The organism is Wolbachia endosymbiont (group A) of Oxytorus armatus, from assembly GCF_964027005.1.
Taxonomy (GTDB): Bacteria; Pseudomonadota; Alphaproteobacteria; order Rickettsiales; family Anaplasmataceae; genus Wolbachia; species Wolbachia pipientis.
Window position 1 is genome coordinate 634,024 of record NZ_OZ034719.1, and the last position, 18,421, is coordinate 652,444.

Sequence of the window (18,421 nt, forward strand, 5' to 3'; positions counted from 1 at the left end):
TTAACCAACACAGTAAGGCTTAGAAATAGAAGGCTTTTTTGACTGCATGGAATATGAAATTAATGTAGAAAAAATATGTACCAGAAAATTTATTGGCGATCTGTGCCGTGTATGTTCAAGCTCAAATTTATTTTTTAAACAACCAAAGACTGTCTCAATAATCGACCTTTTTCTCAATAAAGCCTTCTCTTTTAGTGAGATTAGTGCGTTTTTCATGCCTTTTTTCACTTTAGTGACAAGCTTTAAACCTCTATCGAAGAGTTCCTCAAAGAGCTCCTTCTTGATATAGCCTTTATCTCCGAACAAAAGTCCTGTCAGTCTTTTAGTTATAGTTGGCACAGGTATCAACGTTACCTTTGGTTAGAGTAAGTGATTGAATTTCTCCAATTTCGTTAATCACCAAGTGCAATTTAAAGCCAAAAAACCAACCATACGTGCTCTTACCAATTTCTGCTAAACCATCAAAAACTTTGTTCCTAGAGATCCTTTTCTTGTGGCAAATGGCAATCGTAGAAGTGTCAATGTAGGAAGTACCTGTCATTTTCGCTTGTTCGCAGAACCATTGAAGAAGTAATGCTAAATACCGTAAAACTCTCGGCTTTAAGGCAATAAATCTGTGATATGAAGGCATCTTTGAAAATTCTGATCTATAGAGTAACTTAAGGTAACAAAGATAAAAAGCCTTGAAGTTTTTACATGGCGATTGGTGGTATAACAGGATTATGGTTAGCATTTCTGAGTGCGCTATTTCTGGTACTCTGGTTGGTTTTTTGCCATTTGATAAGAACTTATTTGCAAAATTTTCATCTACTACACGACAAAAATCCTCGACGCAGCAGTAAAGTTCTGTAATATCTTTCTTCATGGGTAACCTCTTAAATTATTGTTAAAATACTTGAGTTTACCCTATTTCCCTCTTTATTAATTCTACTTTTATCTGTTTTCTAATCCATAACTGGGGTTTCCAAAGAGTAATTGGTCCTGGTTTTGGGTCGCTTTTTCTTGCTAAATGACCTCCAAGTTCACGAAACGGCTTCTTTTATAGTAGGGGCTATATTTGGACATGGTTTCCTGTGTATTTTAACATATAAAACTTTCCATTCTTCCTCAGCTAATAAGGCAGTACATGGTAATGTTGGGTTAGTTCTTGCAATTGATGTAATAAAGAAAATTCTCCAAGCAATAATGCTCATGACTGTTAAATACCTCATTAATCTTTCTGCTGTTCCAAGTCTACATTCCTCAACTTTGAGACCAGATTTTAAAATCTTATGCAATATCTCTATTTTCCATCTCAAACAATACCAACTAACTTTTTCAACAGCTTCTTCAAAAGTACTGACCGGAAAAAAGCATCCACTCTAGAGGACTTGCTTCGGGAGGAGAGTTTTTTTCAACAACATGAATTGCGTGAAGTTGTAGACTCTGTCGGTTTATATTTTATGTGACCTTCTTTACATTTTATATGGCCTTCATGTGATAAATTTTCCGAATCTAATTTCTAAAAACGCTGTCCTTTTTTGCTTGTTATCTCTAGCAGGGATTTCAACTTCTACTTTTCCAGCGCAAGGGAGGCCTTGGATAAATGACCATAATTTTTGCTTGTTCCTGGTATGCATGAATTTTTTATTTACATTTCTGTTGTGGCGAGCTCTTACTAAAATTGCTGAGTTAAGATTATGTGCAAGTTCAAAAAAATCATGCATATCTGCTTCTCTGTCACATACAGTTATAGCTTCGGTTTGGGCCAGATCTATAATATTATTTGTTTTCTTTAAACTTTCTAGCCATTTCATACTTTCTTTATCCTCAATATGAACGTTGTTACGATGGCTCTTTAGTCTTTTTTCTTCTTCAGAAATGAGTTGCCTCGAGTAAATCTTTTGATCCAGTATTCCCAGCTTCCGTACTAACAGCAAGGGCTGTATGCATTACTGCTCCTTTTCCAGCAATAGTTCCCAATCCGCTTATGGCTTGAGTATGAAATATAAGTTGTATCTTGAATCACAAGAATTCTTTTATGAGCTTTTGTTCTTTCAACTGTTTTATCAATGTGTGAAGCTAGAATATCGACTTCTTTTACGTTCTCATTTTGAAAAAAACGTTATGCTGCTTTTGCTTCTGACCAACTTCCGCATGCCTCATTAATTGAGCTTTCAGGTAAACTTATCAAACTATCAGCAATCTTTACTAATCGGTCAGTTAATCTTTTATCTCCAAGTACAGCATCTCCAAATTCATTTTTAGCCCATTCATTACTCTCGTTTGCCATTTTTATACCCTCAATATTTGCAAACTTTAATATTGTAATACTTTATTTATAAGTACATTTATATTTGTGGGTAATAGTAAGATTTGATATGCTGCCAACACTTATGTTCAAATTAAAAATGTCATTTATGATACTAGCCACTTCACGCTTTGAGTTTTTGTAAAATCCGCTGAGTGCTGCAATTATAGACTTAACCCTTGGACCAAATGTATCTGGCGTAACACCTTCTGGTAACTTGCTACTTTTTCTTTTTCTGCATCTCCAACAACGACCATGTTCCAATTACTACATAAGGCCTAATTTCCGGAAGATCAACTTTTTGGTGAACATAAGGTTTTTCGCATATTACAAGCTCTCCTCCGCATTCGCAAATATTAGGCAACTCTATTTTTACTACTTTATCCGCTTCCATTGTGGCATGAAAATTTCCTTTATGCCCAACCTGATCGCCAACATTCCTTTCGCTTTTTGGCTTGTCCTTTTTTATTTTGTATAGCTCTTTTGAGCTGGGCAGGGATGAGCTTTTTGAATTTAAACCGAGCCTTTCCTTTAATTCAGCGTTCTCTATCTTTAAAGCTTTATTTTCTGCTTTTAAGTTTTCTATCTCTGCTTTCAGTTTTTCTATTTTTTGCTGTAAATTTTTGCAAAGTTCTAAAAGGTTTACCACATTACCTCACTTTTGCTCTATGATTATCTTTTTAGATCACTTTGTCTACCTTATTCTACCACTCCGCTGAACGGATACAATTTACTAAACAGAAAAAAAGGCAAAAAAAACCCTAGGGTAGCTAGTTATTCACTATCCATTTTTTAAGTTGGCGTTTTTTAATGTTTTAAATAGCGCGTTTCAGCTTGTGTAGGTAAAAACCTAGAAATATTGTGAAGACATAAGGTGCACATAGTGCAAAAAATTAAAAATAAGACGCCAACTACGTTGTTTTCTTGCTGTTTAATCTGCACAGATGAAGATAACTGAATACCTTCAGTTTCATGATAAGGGGGCTGGCGAAGGGTGTCAAGCAAGTTTTTTCGTTTCTATTTCCAATAAAAGTTTGTTATATGGTTATGCAAGAAGTCTATTATAAATGAAATGAATGTGAAAAATATCTTGTTAGCACTTTTAGTACAAATGATATTCAGTTTGCCGCTATTTGCAGCTGATCCTGTTTTGCTCAACTGCATTAAAACTCCGGAAATATATGACCTTGATGCAAGGCCAAAAAATTTTAGCTCTTCAAACAATTTAAGAAGGAAACCTGGTTCTCCAAATAGTGCAATAGGGGAATTAATACACATAGTGGGTAGAATTACTGATATAAACTGCTTACCAATACAAAATGCTGTAGTTTCTATATGGCACGCGAATTCACGCGGCGTGAACCATTACGATAAGAATATAGAGGATGATCTGAATTTTGCTGGATCAGGAAGGTTTGTAGTGAATAATCTTGGCTATTATAATTTTATTACGATAGCACCTGGTAAAATTGGTGATAGAGCTCCACATATCAACTTTCTAGTTCAACATCCGGATTTTCCAGAATTCACAACGCAAATGTTTTTTGCTGACCATAATTGCGATAATTGCGCTGATCCTGTTCTTGAAGATTTTGTTAGTAATGGGCTTGCAAGCCTTCTCATAACACCATTTACTTACAGTGATCAGGTCATAAAAACCTATACGTTTAACATTACCTTGGGCGGATATAATAAGTTCTCTAATAAAAGATAAAAAACCTTGCATGTAAGGGAGTCCATAGTAAACTTAAGTGTTATTGTACTTAGGATGTATATGAAAAATATCTTACTGATGTTTTTGCTGTGTTTTATGTACAGTTTACAATTATTTGCAACGGAGATGCCAGCAATGAAAATAACAATTTCTAAAATTTCGCCCGATTTTAAAACAATAGTAACGGGTTTATTTGAGGACAACGAAACCGTAAATGATGGCGGAGTTTTGCAAGGAAAACAGATCATAGATAACATAAAGCAATTTAGCGATTTCAATGGAAGTTTTGGTGAATTTTTCTCTACTACTTTGCCAGAAGAAAAAAATATCATAGTTGTTGGACTTGGTAAGAAGGGTGAGTGGAATGAAAATAAAGAATTAAATATTGGTGGTAAAATATATTGTGAGCTAAGCAGATTAAAAATTAAAAAAGCAGCGGTTTTAATCGAAGGTAGTGCAGCAAATGTTGCATATGGTGCGTTTCTGCGTAGTTTTAAATTTGATAAGTATAAAACTAAAAAGGATGAGAAAATTACAGAGGTAGAGGAGATTACCGTATTAGTAAAAGATGAACAATTAAGTAATGCTGAAAGATCATTTGAGCACTTAAGGCAAGAAGGTGAGAGTATATTCCTTGCGCGCTCTTTTATAACAGAGCCTCCTAACATTCTATATCCAGAATCCTATGCTGATCATATAAAAAAAGAACTTACTAAGCTTGGCCTTGAAATCGAGGTGCTTGATAAAAAGCAGATGGAAGAGAAAAAAATGGGAGCCTTGCTTGGAGTTGCACAAGGAAGTAGTAAAGAACCAAAATTAGTAGTGATAAAATGGAATGGAGCTTCTAAAGAACAAAAGCCTATAGCTTTTGTTGGTAAAGGTATAACGTTTGACACTGGTGGAGTATCACTCAAACCTTCACGTGGTATGGAGTCAATGAAATATGACATGGCAGGCTCTGCTACTGTGGTTGGGGTGATGCATGCTTTAGCAGGACGAAAAGCAAAAGTAAATGCGATCGGTGTGGTCGCACTTGCAGAAAATGCAGTGGGTGGTAATGCTCAAAGACCAAGTGATGTAGTAACTTCAATGTCTGGACAAACAATAGAAGTGTTGAACACCGATGCAGAAGGAAGGCTCATACTTGCAGATGCTTTATGGTATACGCAAGATAGATTCTCACCAAAATTTATGATTGATCTTGCAACTTTAACTGGTGCTATAGTGGTTGCACTTGGAAATAACGAATATGCTGGTCTTTTTTCAAATAATGATGAATTAGCAAACCGTCTGATTGATGCAGGAAATGAAGTAAATGAGAAGTTATGGCGTTTTCCTATGAATGAAACTTATGACAAAATTATTGATTCACCGATTGCTGATGTTCAAAACATCGCTCCTGCAGGCTCTGGTGGAGATAGCATAATGGCTGCACAGTTTTTACAGCGTTTTGTGAATGAAACTTGCTGGGCACATTTAGATATCGCAGGCACTGCTTGGCACGAGAAAGGTACTGACATTTGTCCAAGAGGAGCAGTAGGTTTTGGTGTAAGGTTACTTAATAAGTTGGTTGAGAAGTACTACGAAGCCAATGATTAAAGGTCTTTATACTGGATTTATGGCTTAGCTACATGAACGTTTATTTTCGAGGCGCAGCAAATGAAAGTAGCTGATACATATTTCTTTTTTTCTGGATTCCAGTGTCAGCTACTTTCATGACACCCTGACAACCGTCATCCCGCTACTTGTTAGCGGCTGAGATACCGCGAATGAATCGCGGTATGACGGTTCGTGGCGGCGTGACGATAAGCTCGTCATCCCGCTGCTTGTTAGCGGGATCTAGAGATACCGCGGCGGTATGACGTAGGACTGCTGTCATCCCAGTGCTCCTTTTTTTGTCATCCAAGTAGCCTCCTATGGTGTCATCCCAGTGCCCAGACACTGGGATCCAGTTGAGCTATTTCAACAAAAATACTGCATTTTGAGATGAACGTTTATTTTCACCAGATTATTTACAAGTATAACAATTAAAGTCTGGATTCCAGTGTCAAGCACTGGAATGACACCGTCTTGGATGGAAACCAGTGTTGGCTACTCGGATGACATCATAGGGGCGCTGGGATGACACCCTGACAATCGTCATCCCGCTGCTTGTTAGCGGCTAAGAGATACCGCGGCGGCATGACGTAGGGAAACCGTTTTTTGGGTTAGCTATAACAGTAGTCAGGAAACAATAGCTTAAAAAGAGACTTAGTGTTAAATTTCTAATAGATTACTTATAAAAATAAATCTTATGGAAAGCAGAGCTAAGGCTTGGTTCATTTGGCTGATTAGTAACTTGGTTGTTATATTCAGCAACATGCAGATAATTTATACCTTTATAAGTGTAAATCTCGAAAAGGAACTTGGACTTACAATCGCGCAAGTTGCACTGGCTAATTCAGCATATACTTGGACTTTCGCCATCTTACAATTTTTTAGTGGAGCAACGTTTAATGTTTTTTCCAGTAAAAAAATTTATTTTTTCTCGTTATCAACTATGATCTTGGGGTTTTTTGTCCTTATTAATAGTGACAATTTCTCCCATTTGATTTTGTCTCAAGTGTTGATTGCAACTGGAGCATCATTTGGTTTTATTGGTGCTGCTCACACAAGTAGCATATGTTTTTCCGCTGCCCAATTTGGACTAATGTTTTCACTAGTGCAGACAATTTCAAGCCTTTCTGCTTTGGTAATTCAAATACTGTTCTCTAACTTGCTTGCCGAAGATGCATATTGGAAAAATCTGATTGTATGCATAATACTATTTGGTGTGTTGATATTTGTACTTACGCTTTTTTGTCCAAACACACTTCCAGAAAGCAGCTCAGAAAAGCGCACAATAAAAAGCTCTATGAAGACAGTAATGTGCTCTATATTAACAGTGCTAAAATTAAGAGATATCTGGATAACTTCAGTGGTGGGTGCTATTACTTTTGGAACATTTTTAGCACTTAATACCTTGTGGGCTCCAAGGTTACTGGGCAACTCAGAACTCAATGCAATGGAGTCAGGTATAGCAACTGCAATACTATGGCTTGGTCTTGCAGTTGGTGCTCCAATTGCAGATCGAATCTCAAACTTATTTAAAAATAGGAAACATGTAATTTCTGCTTTTGCTTTATTGCAAGGCGTCTCAATTATTATTTTACTATACAGCCATTTAACAGTCCACGTTGTGTACTTTTGTATGTTAATGTTCGGGTTTTTTGCGGGAGGACATATGCTTAATTTTACTGTCGGCAGCGAGATTGTGAAACGAAAATACATCAGCACATCATCATCCATTATCAATGGATTTATGTTTATTGGCAGTGGAGTTATAGTGTCAATGTTAGCACTTTTTACAGATCATAAAATGGCACTTTTTGCAATATTGATAGTTGCCGGTATTTTAAATTATGCAACAAAAGAGACATACTCTAAAAAATAAAGTAGCTGAATCTCGAGTCGATTGCTATATTATATTTACGTATTGTAATATTTATCAATAATGGATCACGTTACAACAAAAGACACAACAGTAACTAAGGCAACGATAGCTGGAGATATAAACCAAGAAATAGGATTATCAAAGGAAGACTCTGTTTCGATAATAGATGATATATTGGACGAAATAAAGACAAGCTTGGTAAAGGATGGAATAGTAAAAATATCGTCATTTGGAACATTCTTGGTTAAGAAAAAGAAGGAAAGACCAGGAAATATACCAAATACATCGGAGAAAGTGATGATTCAGGCAAGAAATTCAGTTTCTTTTAGGCCTTCAAAAATTATAAAAAAATCAATCAATAATTAATGAACAAGGAAAAATTATTTTATACGATTGGGGAAGTAGCTGAAGAGCTACATTTGGAACAGCATGTTTTGAGATTTTGGGAAGGTCAATTTCATCAAATTAAGCCTGCAAAGCGTAAAGGAAGAAGGCTATATGATCGCAAGTGTATAGAGGCCATAAAGAAAGTAAAATACATGCTATATGATAAAGGATATACAATAAAAGGAGTGCAAAAAGAATTTGGTAATGATATAAAAGTCACAAAGAATTTGTTGCAAGAACTCACCGATTTGAGGGACTATTTAACTAGTAAAATAAATAACGAGGAAAATAACAAGCAGGCGTGAAACACTACGTCTCGCTAAAATTTTGGAGTTTTGTGAGAGTTTAAAATGTGGCATATAGCCTCATTTCTTATGTTATTAGCAATATTAATAGGCTGTGGCCTGCAAAAACCTGCACCTGTGCTGCTTAAAGGCGAAGAATTTTACGGAAAAAGAGATCTGGAATATACAAGAGAGTACCATTTAATTAGGGAGCCTTCAGTGCAAAAAGAAAGTAGAAAAGCCATCATAAATAGGATATACAAAGATAACAATAATACACAAAATGTGGGGGTAAATTGTAAATTTGTAATGCCAGTTAAAGGTTCAGCTACCTCTTCTGATGAAATGTGTAAGGATGGCATAAAAATTGCTGCTCAAAATGGAACGAACGTAGTTTCCTCTGCACCAGGCAAAGTGATATATGTAGGCAAAGGGCTGAGATGGTATGGGAATTTAATTATAGTGGAACACAAAGATAATTACATGACTGTGTACTCCTATTTAAAAAACATACATGTTGAAATTGGCGATAAAGTAAAGCAAGGTCAAGTAATTGGATCTGCAGGTAAATCAAGCACACAAGATAAAGATCCACAGATGTGTTTCACAATACGACATAATGGCCAAGCGGTTGATCCTTTGATGCATATGAACTGTAATTGAATTTGGATTTATATGAAATATGATTTTAAAAGTGTTGAAAAATTTTATCAAGATAAATGGGATTTTTCTGTAAGCAAGAGTGGTAAACAAGAAAAGTGTTACATGTTGGAAATGTTTCCATATCCATCTGGTAAAATTCATATGGGACACTTACGTAACTATGCAATAGGGGATGTGATAGCGCGTTACAAGAGAGCTAATGGATTTGAGGTTTTGCATCCAATTGGCTGGGATGCGTTTGGATTACCAGCTGAGAATGCAGCAAGGGATAACAATATTAGCCCCGAAACATGGACAAAAGAGAATATAGATAATATGCGTACACAGTTGAAATCTATAGGTCTTTCTTATAATTGGGAGCGTGAACTCTCCACATGTGAGCCTGATTATTACAAACACGAACAAAAATTTTTCCTGGATTTTTTAAAGCATGGGCTTGCCTATCGAAAAGAATCATGGGTTAACTGGGATCCAGTGGACCAAACAGTGCTTGCAAATGAACAGGTGGTTGATGGAAAAGGATGGCGATCAGGTGCAGTTGTTGAAAAACGTAAGTTGTCCCAATGGTTTTTAAAGATTACTGATTTCGCTGAAGATTTACTCAAGTGCCTGCAAAGTTTGAAAAATTGGCCAGAAAAAGTCAAAACAATGCAGGAGCGTTGGATAGGAAAATCTGAAGGAGCAACTATAGAGTTTGAAGTAGTTGGCCTGAATAAGAAATTAAAAGTTTTTACAACTTATCCTCATACTTTGTTTGGGGCTTCTTTTTGTGCAGTGGCAGCAGAGCATCCTATTGTGCAGGATTTAAAGAATGGTTCTTCTGTTGTCATCCCAGTGCTTGACACTGGGATCCAGGAAATAAAATCAAAAAGAGAGAACGATGAAAAAATAGGAGTTTACACCGGATTAAACGTCAAACATCCATTTCTTGATAAGGAATTGCCGCTTTACATAGCGAATTTTGTGTTGATGGAATATGGGGAAGGCGCGATTTTTGGTTGCCCTGCACATGATCAGCGTGACTTTGAATTTGCACAGAAATATAATTTGCCGATAATTCCCGTTATTTCTTCAGCCCACTTAGGTGTCATTCCAGCGCGTGACCAGAATTCTTACAATGGATCCCAGTGTCAAGCTACTCAGATGACAAAGGAGGCGTATACTGGAGACGGGACAATGTTTAACTCCGAATTCTTAAACGGATTAATGGTGAGTGAAGCAAAGGAAGCCATAGTTAAAAAATTTGAAGAAAAAAAAATAGGCAAAAAAACAATAAACTATCGTTTGCACGATTGGGGAGTTTCAAGGCAGCGTTATTGGGGATGCCCTATACCTATCATATATTGCAAAGATTGCGGAACTGTTCCAGTGCCAGAAAAAGACCTTCCTGTAGTTCTACCAATAGATGTAGAATTTACAAGTGGTGGCAATCCGCTGGATAAGCACCCAACTTGGAAATTTGTTGATTGTCCAAAGTGCGGAAAGCAAGCAGAGCGTGAAACTGATACATTCGACACCTTTTTTGAATCTTCCTGGTATTTTGCTGCATTCTGTAGTGAAGATAAATCAATAGACAAAGATGCATGTAATCGTTTTATGCCTGTTGATTATTATATAGGTGGGATAGAACATGCAATTCTGCATTTGCTTTATTCAAGATTTTTCTGCCGTGCTTTAACCAAATGTGGCTATTTTGATATTAAAGAGCCTTTCTCTACTTTAATCACTCAAGGAATGGTCTGCCATGCAACTTATAAAGACGAAAATGGTAAGTGGCTATTTCCCGCAGAAGCAAAAGAATTAATAGCGCGAGGTGCAAAAGTTCAAGTGGGCAAAGTTGAAAAAATGAGCAAATCGAAAAAGAATACAGTTGACCCAAACTTTATCATAGAAAAGTATGGTGCTGATACTGCTCGCTTGTTTGTGTTGTCCGACACTCCTCCGGAGAAAGATATGGAATGGTCCGATGATGGCGTGGAAGGTTGTTCTCGTTATGTAAATAAATTGTGGCGTATGGTCATGCAGCTAAGACCTGTAAATATACACTATGATAATGAAAATGTTACGGGTGGACTTCTAGAGTACAGAAAAAAAATTCATAAACTCTTACACGGACTTACAGATGACTTGGAAAACTGCAGATTAAACTGTGTAGTGGCAAAATTTCGTGAGATGACGAATTTAATAGCTGAAATAGACGTAAAAACTGGAAAATCTCTTATTGATGAAGGTATATGTATATTAATCAGAGTAATCGAACCATTCATACCACATCTAGCTGAAAGCCTATGGCAAGAAATAGGAGGTCAACCTTGGCCAAAAGCTGATGAATCATTATTAGTTGACGATACGGTAACTATAGCAGTGCAAATCAATGGAAAATTACGTACAACAATCAAGGTGGCAATTAACTTACCTCAAGAAGAATTGAAGAAAATAGCGATAGACTCTGTGTCCAGTAAGATCGATAAAAGCAAAGTTCGCACTGTATATGCTGTACCAAATAAGATAGTAAATATAGTTATATAAAAGACCTGAGTAGTACGTTTTATATAATCTGATTTTATGGCTATACTTTTTTTGACATGTAGTTATATCTTTTTTAATATAAAGGATATATACTTATGCATTATATATTTTTTTGTATGAGGAGTTATATGAAAATAAAGAGATTGTGCGTTTTGGCTGTGTTGCTTACTTCATCTCTAGCAGGTGCAGCTAGTAATAGTGCAAGTAAGTCAGAAGATAAGTACTATGCAGGTTTAAACTTTGGTGCTGGTTGGGGTGGTGGCTTTAAAATGAAACCTGGTGTTGTTCTTGGTTACCATTATGACCAAAACTCTAAATTTGAACTTGAGGTTCTCAGTAATATTAAGTCATTAAAGAGCATAGGAGCTAGCTTATTGGCAAACTACCGCTTCTATCCTGACCTTGATATTGATCCCGTTAAACTATATGTCAGCGGAGGTTTAGGAGGATATCTCCAAATAACACCTTTTGGCTTTGGTGTTAGTGATACAGTTGATGGTGATGGCGATAGTTCACAAGAAGAAAAAGAAAAGGAAGAAGAAACACAAGGTGCTCCAGAATCAGGTGGTGAAGCTGCTGGTTCATCTGTAGTAGATAAAATACTGAGTTCTATTTCCTATAAACTAAAGTTAGGTGTTGATTATGAAATTACTCCGCAGATAATTGGTGCAGTTGGTATGACCATGGGTGGGCAACTAAGTGGTATAAAAGCAAAACAAATACCAGATGCAACTCTAGAGATAGGGGTACGTTATAATTTTTAATGCTGCTACTTAGTTCATAAAGGTAGAGACGATGTTGAGGATGAAATAAACAGCATTAAAAAAAATCCGAAAACGTATTTTCGAATATGGTTTTGAACGCTAGCTATAGATTAGAAAAATAACAAGAAAAAGGGTAAACATACTGTAATTGCTGTTGAATGATAGAGTCCATTATTTTAGCACGAAGTAACGAATTCAGTAGAATAAATTCTTCAAAAATAATTTAAACTTTTATTAGTAGGAGCAGTCTCATGGAATATTATAGCGATCTCACTAAAAGAAACTTTTATAAGTATCGTTGATGAGAAAGGAAAAATTGTTAAGGAAGAAGTTGTTGCAAGAGAAAGTAAGGCAATAGCTGAATTTTTTCTTGGTCAAGGCAAAAATGACCTTACCCAGAAAAAGTGGAGAGAAAGTGTGGAATGTTTTTTACAAAAAGAATGATGCATCAAATTGTTCTGGAATGCAATAGTTAATAGTGACGTTGTTTGTTATAAAAAATTTCTATGTATTCAAATATTGCAGTTCTAGTGTGTTGAGCAGAGTGTTGTGAAGTATCAATAAGTATTTCTCTTTTCAATGAGCTAAAGAAGCTTTCTGCAACAGAATTGTCGTAACAACAGCCTTTATTACTCATCTATATTCTTTACAGCTAAGAGATATTGATACCCTTGCGCAGTATATTGTGAACCTTGGTCACTGTGCAGCAGTAGATTTTTAACAGGTTTACGCCTATTAATGGCCATTAATAAAGAGTTCATAACCAATTGTTTATTTATTGCACTACTCATTAACTACCATACGTGAGAATTATTGCTGCCAAATATAGCCATCCCTACCCCTACAACAACATTGCAAGCATTGATTTTTCTCCATATGAAAAGAGTCTGGAAGCTCTTTTACTCTAAACACAATGTTTACATCCTCAAAATTAATCTCAATTCGCTTAACTAACGTTCTAATAATATCACGTTTAGTTAGCCAGTCTGCATTATTAAGACTTGAGTTAATACTAGAGGAAAACCCCTCTAAATTTGTTACTACTAGAGTTAACTCTTGTGTGAGTTTTTTCTGATCAAATATCTTTTTCTTTTGTTCTTCAACCATTTTTAAGTTTTGTTTCATTGCTTTAATTCTTGGCTCAAATTCTTCTTGATCAATATATTCTTGAGCATAACTATCAATTAACCTTGCAATACCTCGTTTTAACTTATCTTCTTGTATTTCAAGCAAAGCACTTTTTTGATCTAGTGGTGATTTTTTAAGTTCTGAAAGTCTACGTTTATACTCCTCTAATATTCTATTTGGATTTTTTAATAGATGTTTTACCTCTTCCCACACAGCCATGTCTAATGTATCTGTACGAATTAATTTGTTGTTACACATTTTATTACCGCCAAAACGGTATGAATCCGTGCCAACACAACGATAATATACCTGATTATTAGTTTTTTCCCCCTCCTTATTCCTTGCAGTGCTAGTACCATAATATGCATAATTGCAAAGCTTACATACTACTAAACCTTGCAATAAATGTCTTGCTCCTCTTTGTCTTGTTCTTGCTATTTTTCTATTCTCAGCTAATTGTTCTTGAACGATTTCAAATAAATCTTCGCTTACTATACTAGGTACTTTAATATAAATCCAATCCTCTTTTGGAACAGGATAAGTAGAATAATTATCTTTTGGATGCTCGCAGGAGTTTTTTTTCGGTCTTATATGTTTTAGTTTGACACCAAACCTTGTTTTACCAAAAGCTGCTTGTCCTTTATAAGCAGAGTTTTTTAACATACTCAAAACTACAGCCCTATCCCAATACTCTTTTCCAGTTCTCGTCATAATGGACATAGCACTTAGCCTACGACATACTTCTCCTATACTGGCTCTTTCTCTTCCTACCCAAGAAAATACTTTACGAACAACTTCAGCTTCTTCTTCATAAATCTCAAATAAGGCCTGTCCTGTTTCTGTATTTTTGTTTATATAACGATAGCCATAAGGAGCAGCACTCATTACACTTATACAACCCTTATTTGCTGCATAAATCTTTCCTCGACGACTTCGTTCCATGATTTTTGCACGTTCGTATTCTGCTATCATACCTTGCATTTGTAATAGTAATTGAGATTCTGGATTATCGCTAATTTGATGATTTAAAAAAATGACTTCCACTCCTAATTTCTTAAACTCTTCAAGTAATATCATCTGATATGCATACTTACGAGATAAACGATCAGGAGAATGAATATAAACCTTATCAATGTTACCTTCTGCTATTTTATCACGTAATTTTTCCAAACCAGGACGGATTATGTTAGAACCACTATAACCATTATCAATAAATTTATATTCATTTAATAATTTATGTCCATCCATACTAATTTGATTCTCTATAGTAGCAATTTGGCTTGCTATTGTATCTTCTTGTGCTTGCTTCCCTGAAGAAACTCTTGCATATAAACTAACTGTTACCATTTTACCGTCCTCAAATCTACTTTCTTATATTCAGAGTTTTCTTCCTTTTTGCTCGCTTTTATTGGTTTACTTAACACTAATTTTTCATATGCATCTAATAGATACAACTCTGCTAATCGATTTACTTCATAACTACAACTAATACGAACTATTAATTTCTTGTTGCCCATGAGCTCTACCATATATTATCCATCGAGACATATGGTTATTTGATCATTAGCTCTATAAATAAATTCAACTCTCCGTTCTTTTTGTAGAAGCTTTCGGGAAATAGTCTTCTCAAGTTTCAGGTTTATTGCAATATTGTTGGCGGAGTCCCTCCTTGGTTTTGATGTAAGTAATCCCATACTTTATTTGGTTGATCAACAATAAAGTTTTGATCTAGTATATTGGGAGCTACAGCTCTATTATCTGTTTGTTGTTTTTTAATTTTAAACTTTCTTCTCAGTATAGCCCTGATGTCATTTTTCTGCATAATACTTTGCACCGTTTTCAAATTGCAACTTTTACCCAAAGCCTTCAATTCAGCATGAATTTTAGGAGCTCCATATCTACATTTAGAAACTTGATATATTTTTTGAATAGCTGCGAGTAGCTCTTTATTTGCTGATTCTCTACTGCTTATTTTTCTTGTGGTCCACTTATAGTAGCCACTAGCAGAAAATCCTACATAATTCCTGTACTTTATAGCAGTTACTATATAAAAAAATATTTTACTCTTTTTGACTGGCCAGGGCTTTTTTTTAAATGTCTCTTTCCCTTGTTACTCTTGCTTTGTAAATCAAACCTCTCTTTGTCGTAAGGAGCCATGTTACCTCTACCTGGAAATGCATCTGCTGCCGACTTTTTTTCGTTGTGTTTCTTTATCCATTTTCCTAATAAACTACCCTTTATTCCTAAATCTCTTGCTATTTTTGTAATTGTTTGACCTGCCTTTCTTTACCCCAGTTATGGATTAACCAACACAGTAAGGCTTAGAAATAGAAGGCTTTTTTGACTGCATGGAATATGAAATTAATGTAGAAAAAATATGTACCAGAAAATTTATTGGCGATCTGTGCCGTGTATGTTCAAGCTCAAATTTATTTTTTAAACAACCAAAGACTGTCTCAATAATCGACCTTTTTCTCAATAAAGCCTTCTCTTTTAGTGAGATTAGTGCGTTTTTCATGCCTTTTTTCACTTTAGTGACAAGCTTTAAACCTCTATCGAAGAGTTCCTCAAAGAGCTCCTTCTTGATATAGCCTTTATCTCCGAACAAAAGTCCTGTCAGTCTTTTAGTTATAGTTGGCACAGGTATCAACGTTACCTTTGGTTAGAGTAAGTGATTGAATTTCTCCAATTTCGTTAATCACCAAGTGCAATTTAAAGCCAAAAAACCAACCATACGTGCTCTTACCAATTTCTGCTAAACCATCAAAAACTTTGTTCCTAGAGATCCTTTTCTTGTGGCAAATGGCAATCGTAGAAGTGTCAATGTAGGAAGTACCTGTCATTTTCGCTTGTTCGCAGAACCATTGAAGAAGTAATGCTAAATACCGTAAAACTCTCGGCTTTAAGGCAATAAATCTGTGATATGAAGGCATCTTTGAAAATTCTGATCTATAGAGTAACTTAAGGTAACAAAGATAAAAAGCCTTGAAGTTTTTACATGGCGATTGGTGGTATAACAGGATTATGGTTAGCATTTCTGAGTGCGCTATTTCTGGTACTCTGGTTGGTTTTTTGCCATTTGATAAGAACTTATTTGCAAAATTTTCATCTACTACACGACAAAAATCCTCGACGCAGCAGTAAAGTTCTGTAATATCTTTCTTCATGGGTAACCTCTTAAATTATTGTTAAAATACTTGAGTTTACCCTATTTCCCTCTTTATTAATTCTACTTTTATCTGTTTTCTAATCCATAACTGGGGTTTCTTTGTTCATTTGCCAGTTTAACAGCTTCCAATTTGAATTCTGCTGTATATTCTCTTACCATTTCTAATCCTCCAAAATTTTATTTTACCCAAAAAAACTCTTTTCTTTCTCTCCACTTTTTCTGGGTAAGGTCAGAAATTTAATGATCCAGGATATACTCCTTTGTTAAGGGAGATTGAGCATTTTCGAATATTTCTTGAGTGCTTCCAGACTCAACAATTCTGCCATTATGAAAGAAAATTACACTATCAGATAACTTTTTAGCTTGCTTCATTGAATGAGTCACCATAATTATAGTAAATCTTAATTTCAGCTCTTGTATAAGATTTTCGATTGCATTGGTTGCCATTGGATCAAGAGCAGAGCACGGTTCATCCATTAATAAAATAGTTGGCTTCACTGCAATTGCGCGAGCGATGCATAGCCTCTGTTGTTGGCCACCGGATAAATTGAGTGCGCTATCTTGCAATCTGTCCTTCAATTCTTCCCATAAACCAACCTTGGTTAAACTATTTTCCACCATCTCATTCAATTTTTGCTTATCCTTCGCCATACCATGCAATTTTGGCCCATAAGCAACATTATCATATATTGATTTTGGAAAAGGATTTGGCTTTTGAAATACCATACCAACTTTTGCTCTAAGTAGTACAACATCCATATCGCGTGAATATATATCACCCAGCCCATCGATATCTAATTCACCAACAGTTTTGCAACCTGGTACATAGTCATTCATACGATTAAAACAACGCAAAAATGTTGATTTACCGCACCCGGATGGTCCGATAAAAGTAGTAACTTTTCTTTTATAAATATTCAAATTTATATCGAATAAAACTTGCTTAGAGCCGTACCAGAGATTTAAATCTTTAACAGAGGCACGTGTATTGCTCATATCACATCCTGCATTGAATAGAGCCCCGGAATTTCTCTTTTATTTTCGTATAGCCATACTGCTGCTTGAACAGCTCCTCTAGCAAATGTTGTGCGATCAATTGCTTTGTGGTTTAGTTCTATCCGTTCATCAGAATTAACAAACATCACGCTGTGATCTCCTATTACTCCACCTCCACGAGATACTGCAAAACCTATTCCCCCCTTTTTCCTTATGTTTGAACCACTATGTAAATATTGATTGGACTGAAAATCCACTTTTGAAGCGTTAGCAATTGTTTTGCCAAGTTCTATAGCTGTTCCAGATGGTGAATCCTTTTTTAAGTTATGATGCATTTCCCAAATCTCAACGTCATATTCATTACCTAAAAGCTCAGCAGCTTTTTTTACCAATTTCAGCAACACATTAACCCCAACACTCATATTTGCTGACCATAATATTGGAACTTCAGCAGCATATTCTTTCAAATCGACACCTTCTATTCCAGTTGTGCCACTAACCAGCGGTGTTTTAAATTTTACAGCTGCTTTAAGGCAGTCTAACATACATTCTTTAGTTGTAAAATCTATTACAACGTCAGATGACTCAAATATGCCACTAATAGAACTTGTAACTTTAATTCCTAGATTGGCTATAATTGGTCCAATATCTGAATCTATGTACTTACTGCCTGAACGGGCAACAGCACCTGCTATTTCCACTTTGGTATTTGTAATTAATTCATTGAGTATTTTTTTGCCCATTCTGCCTAAGCAGCCTATTACTCCAACTCTGATTTTCATAAAGCTTTTTACGTTTATTAAGAATGTTAGGCCTTTTTTTAAGCTCTGTCACTTCTGATCTATATTCTATAGCTGTACGAACACTGCAATTTCAGATCCCAGTGCCTTGACCACAACTATTGCAATATGGTACATAGTGAACGATGTCATTCCAGTCTGGAATCTAGCCTTTCTGCAATCTCATCGAAAACGTTGTAACCACTTTCTATGCTAATTTGCTTGCTTACAAGCAAACTTTTCTGG

The 18,421-nt window shown here is 35.6% G+C and carries 15 protein-coding genes and 5 pseudogenes; 8 read left to right on the top strand and 12 right to left on the bottom strand.

From position 1 onward, the window contains the following. The 3 pseudogenes from AAGD79_RS03170 to AAGD79_RS03180 form a co-directional block, all read right to left on the bottom strand. Positions 1–865: pseudogene (locus AAGD79_RS03170) on the bottom strand (IS982 family transposase). A gap of 96 nt (positions 866–961) precedes the next feature. Then, positions 962–2,272, bottom strand: a pseudogene (locus AAGD79_RS03175) (IS4 family transposase); the annotation flags it as partial. A 54-nt stretch (positions 2,273–2,326) separates the two neighbouring features. Beyond that, positions 2,327–2,939 (bottom strand): annotated as a pseudogene (locus AAGD79_RS03180) (IS66 family transposase); the annotation flags it as partial. A gap of 423 nt (positions 2,940–3,362) precedes the next feature. Between AAGD79_RS03180 and AAGD79_RS03185 the strand changes: the two are divergent. The 8 genes from AAGD79_RS03185 to AAGD79_RS03220 all read left to right on the top strand — a co-directional run bounded on the left by AAGD79_RS03185 (position 3,363) and on the right by AAGD79_RS03220 (position 12,103). Continuing rightward, on the top strand, positions 3,363–4,004 hold the full coding sequence (locus AAGD79_RS03185) for a protocatechuate 3,4-dioxygenase (RefSeq protein WP_010962336.1): 642 nt from the start codon (positions 3,363–3,365) through the stop codon (positions 4,002–4,004). Between the two features lie 96 nt (positions 4,005–4,100). Then, positions 4,101–5,603, top strand: coding sequence for a leucyl aminopeptidase (locus AAGD79_RS03190; RefSeq protein ID WP_265044058.1), 1,503 nt, complete (start codon positions 4,101–4,103; stop codon positions 5,601–5,603). Positions 5,604–6,297: 694 nt separating this feature from the next. Then, positions 6,298–7,476, top strand: a complete 1,179-nt coding sequence (locus AAGD79_RS03195) for an MFS transporter (RefSeq protein WP_264953844.1) — start codon at positions 6,298–6,300, stop codon at positions 7,474–7,476. Between the two features lie 60 nt (positions 7,477–7,536). Next, on the top strand, positions 7,537–7,842 hold the full coding sequence (locus tag AAGD79_RS03200; protein WP_006279881.1) for an integration host factor subunit alpha: 306 nt from the start codon (positions 7,537–7,539) through the stop codon (positions 7,840–7,842). Continuing rightward, a complete protein-coding gene (locus AAGD79_RS03205; protein WP_341811603.1) occupies positions 7,842–8,168 on the top strand; it encodes a MerR family transcriptional regulator in 327 nt (108 codons plus the stop codon). Before AAGD79_RS03200 ends, AAGD79_RS03205 begins: the two co-directional genes overlap by 1 nt. Before the next feature lie 45 nt (positions 8,169–8,213). Beyond that, positions 8,214–8,810, top strand: a complete 597-nt coding sequence (locus tag AAGD79_RS03210; RefSeq protein WP_006279879.1) for a murein hydrolase activator EnvC family protein — start codon at positions 8,214–8,216, stop codon at positions 8,808–8,810. Between the two features lie 12 nt (positions 8,811–8,822). Next, a complete protein-coding gene (gene leuS / locus AAGD79_RS03215) occupies positions 8,823–11,339 on the top strand; it encodes a leucine--tRNA ligase (RefSeq protein WP_341811604.1) in 2,517 nt (838 codons plus the stop codon). A gap of 128 nt (positions 11,340–11,467) precedes the next feature. Next, positions 11,468–12,103 (top strand): hypothetical protein, encoded by a 636-nt coding sequence (locus AAGD79_RS03220; RefSeq protein WP_155968855.1) that lies wholly within the window; start codon positions 11,468–11,470, stop codon positions 12,101–12,103. A gap of 472 nt (positions 12,104–12,575) precedes the next feature. Here the strand turns inward: AAGD79_RS03220 and AAGD79_RS03225 are convergent, their stop codons facing one another. From AAGD79_RS03225 to dapB, 9 genes and pseudogenes are all read right to left on the bottom strand, one after another. Beyond that, entirely contained in the window at positions 12,576–12,740 is a 165-nt protein-coding gene (locus AAGD79_RS03225; RefSeq protein ID WP_084741697.1) for an IS3 family transposase, read from the bottom strand. Next, positions 12,733–12,894, bottom strand: a complete 162-nt coding sequence (locus AAGD79_RS06990; protein ID WP_010082071.1) for a DDE-type integrase/transposase/recombinase — start codon at positions 12,892–12,894, stop codon at positions 12,733–12,735. The genes AAGD79_RS03225 and AAGD79_RS06990 overlap by 8 nt, the downstream gene beginning before the upstream one ends. 19 nt (positions 12,895–12,913) lie before the next feature. Then, entirely contained in the window at positions 12,914–14,578 is a 1,665-nt protein-coding gene (locus AAGD79_RS03230) for a recombinase family protein (protein ID WP_341811362.1), read from the bottom strand. Next, a complete protein-coding gene (locus AAGD79_RS03235) occupies positions 14,572–14,748 on the bottom strand; it encodes a hypothetical protein (protein ID WP_182319925.1) in 177 nt (58 codons plus the stop codon). Before AAGD79_RS03235 ends, AAGD79_RS03230 begins: the two co-directional genes overlap by 7 nt. A gap of 122 nt (positions 14,749–14,870) precedes the next feature. Then, positions 14,871–15,053: a hypothetical protein gene (locus AAGD79_RS03240; RefSeq protein WP_341811145.1), complete on the bottom strand. Its 183-nt coding sequence runs from the start codon at positions 15,051–15,053 to the stop codon at positions 14,871–14,873. Positions 15,054–15,071: 18 nt separating this feature from the next. Continuing rightward, positions 15,072–15,290 (bottom strand): annotated as a pseudogene (locus AAGD79_RS03245) (IS3 family transposase); the annotation flags it as partial. Between the two features lie 243 nt (positions 15,291–15,533). Beyond that, positions 15,534–16,398: pseudogene (locus AAGD79_RS03250) on the bottom strand (IS982 family transposase). A gap of 239 nt (positions 16,399–16,637) precedes the next feature. Beyond that, complete coding sequence (pstB, locus tag AAGD79_RS03255; RefSeq protein WP_065094809.1) at positions 16,638–17,396, bottom strand: phosphate ABC transporter ATP-binding protein PstB; 759 nt, start codon at positions 17,394–17,396, stop codon at positions 16,638–16,640. Continuing rightward, a complete protein-coding gene (gene dapB, locus AAGD79_RS03260) occupies positions 17,393–18,178 on the bottom strand; it encodes a 4-hydroxy-tetrahydrodipicolinate reductase (RefSeq protein WP_010962542.1) in 786 nt (261 codons plus the stop codon). The genes pstB and dapB overlap by 4 nt, the downstream gene beginning before the upstream one ends. Between the last annotated feature and the right edge of the window lie 243 nt (positions 18,179–18,421).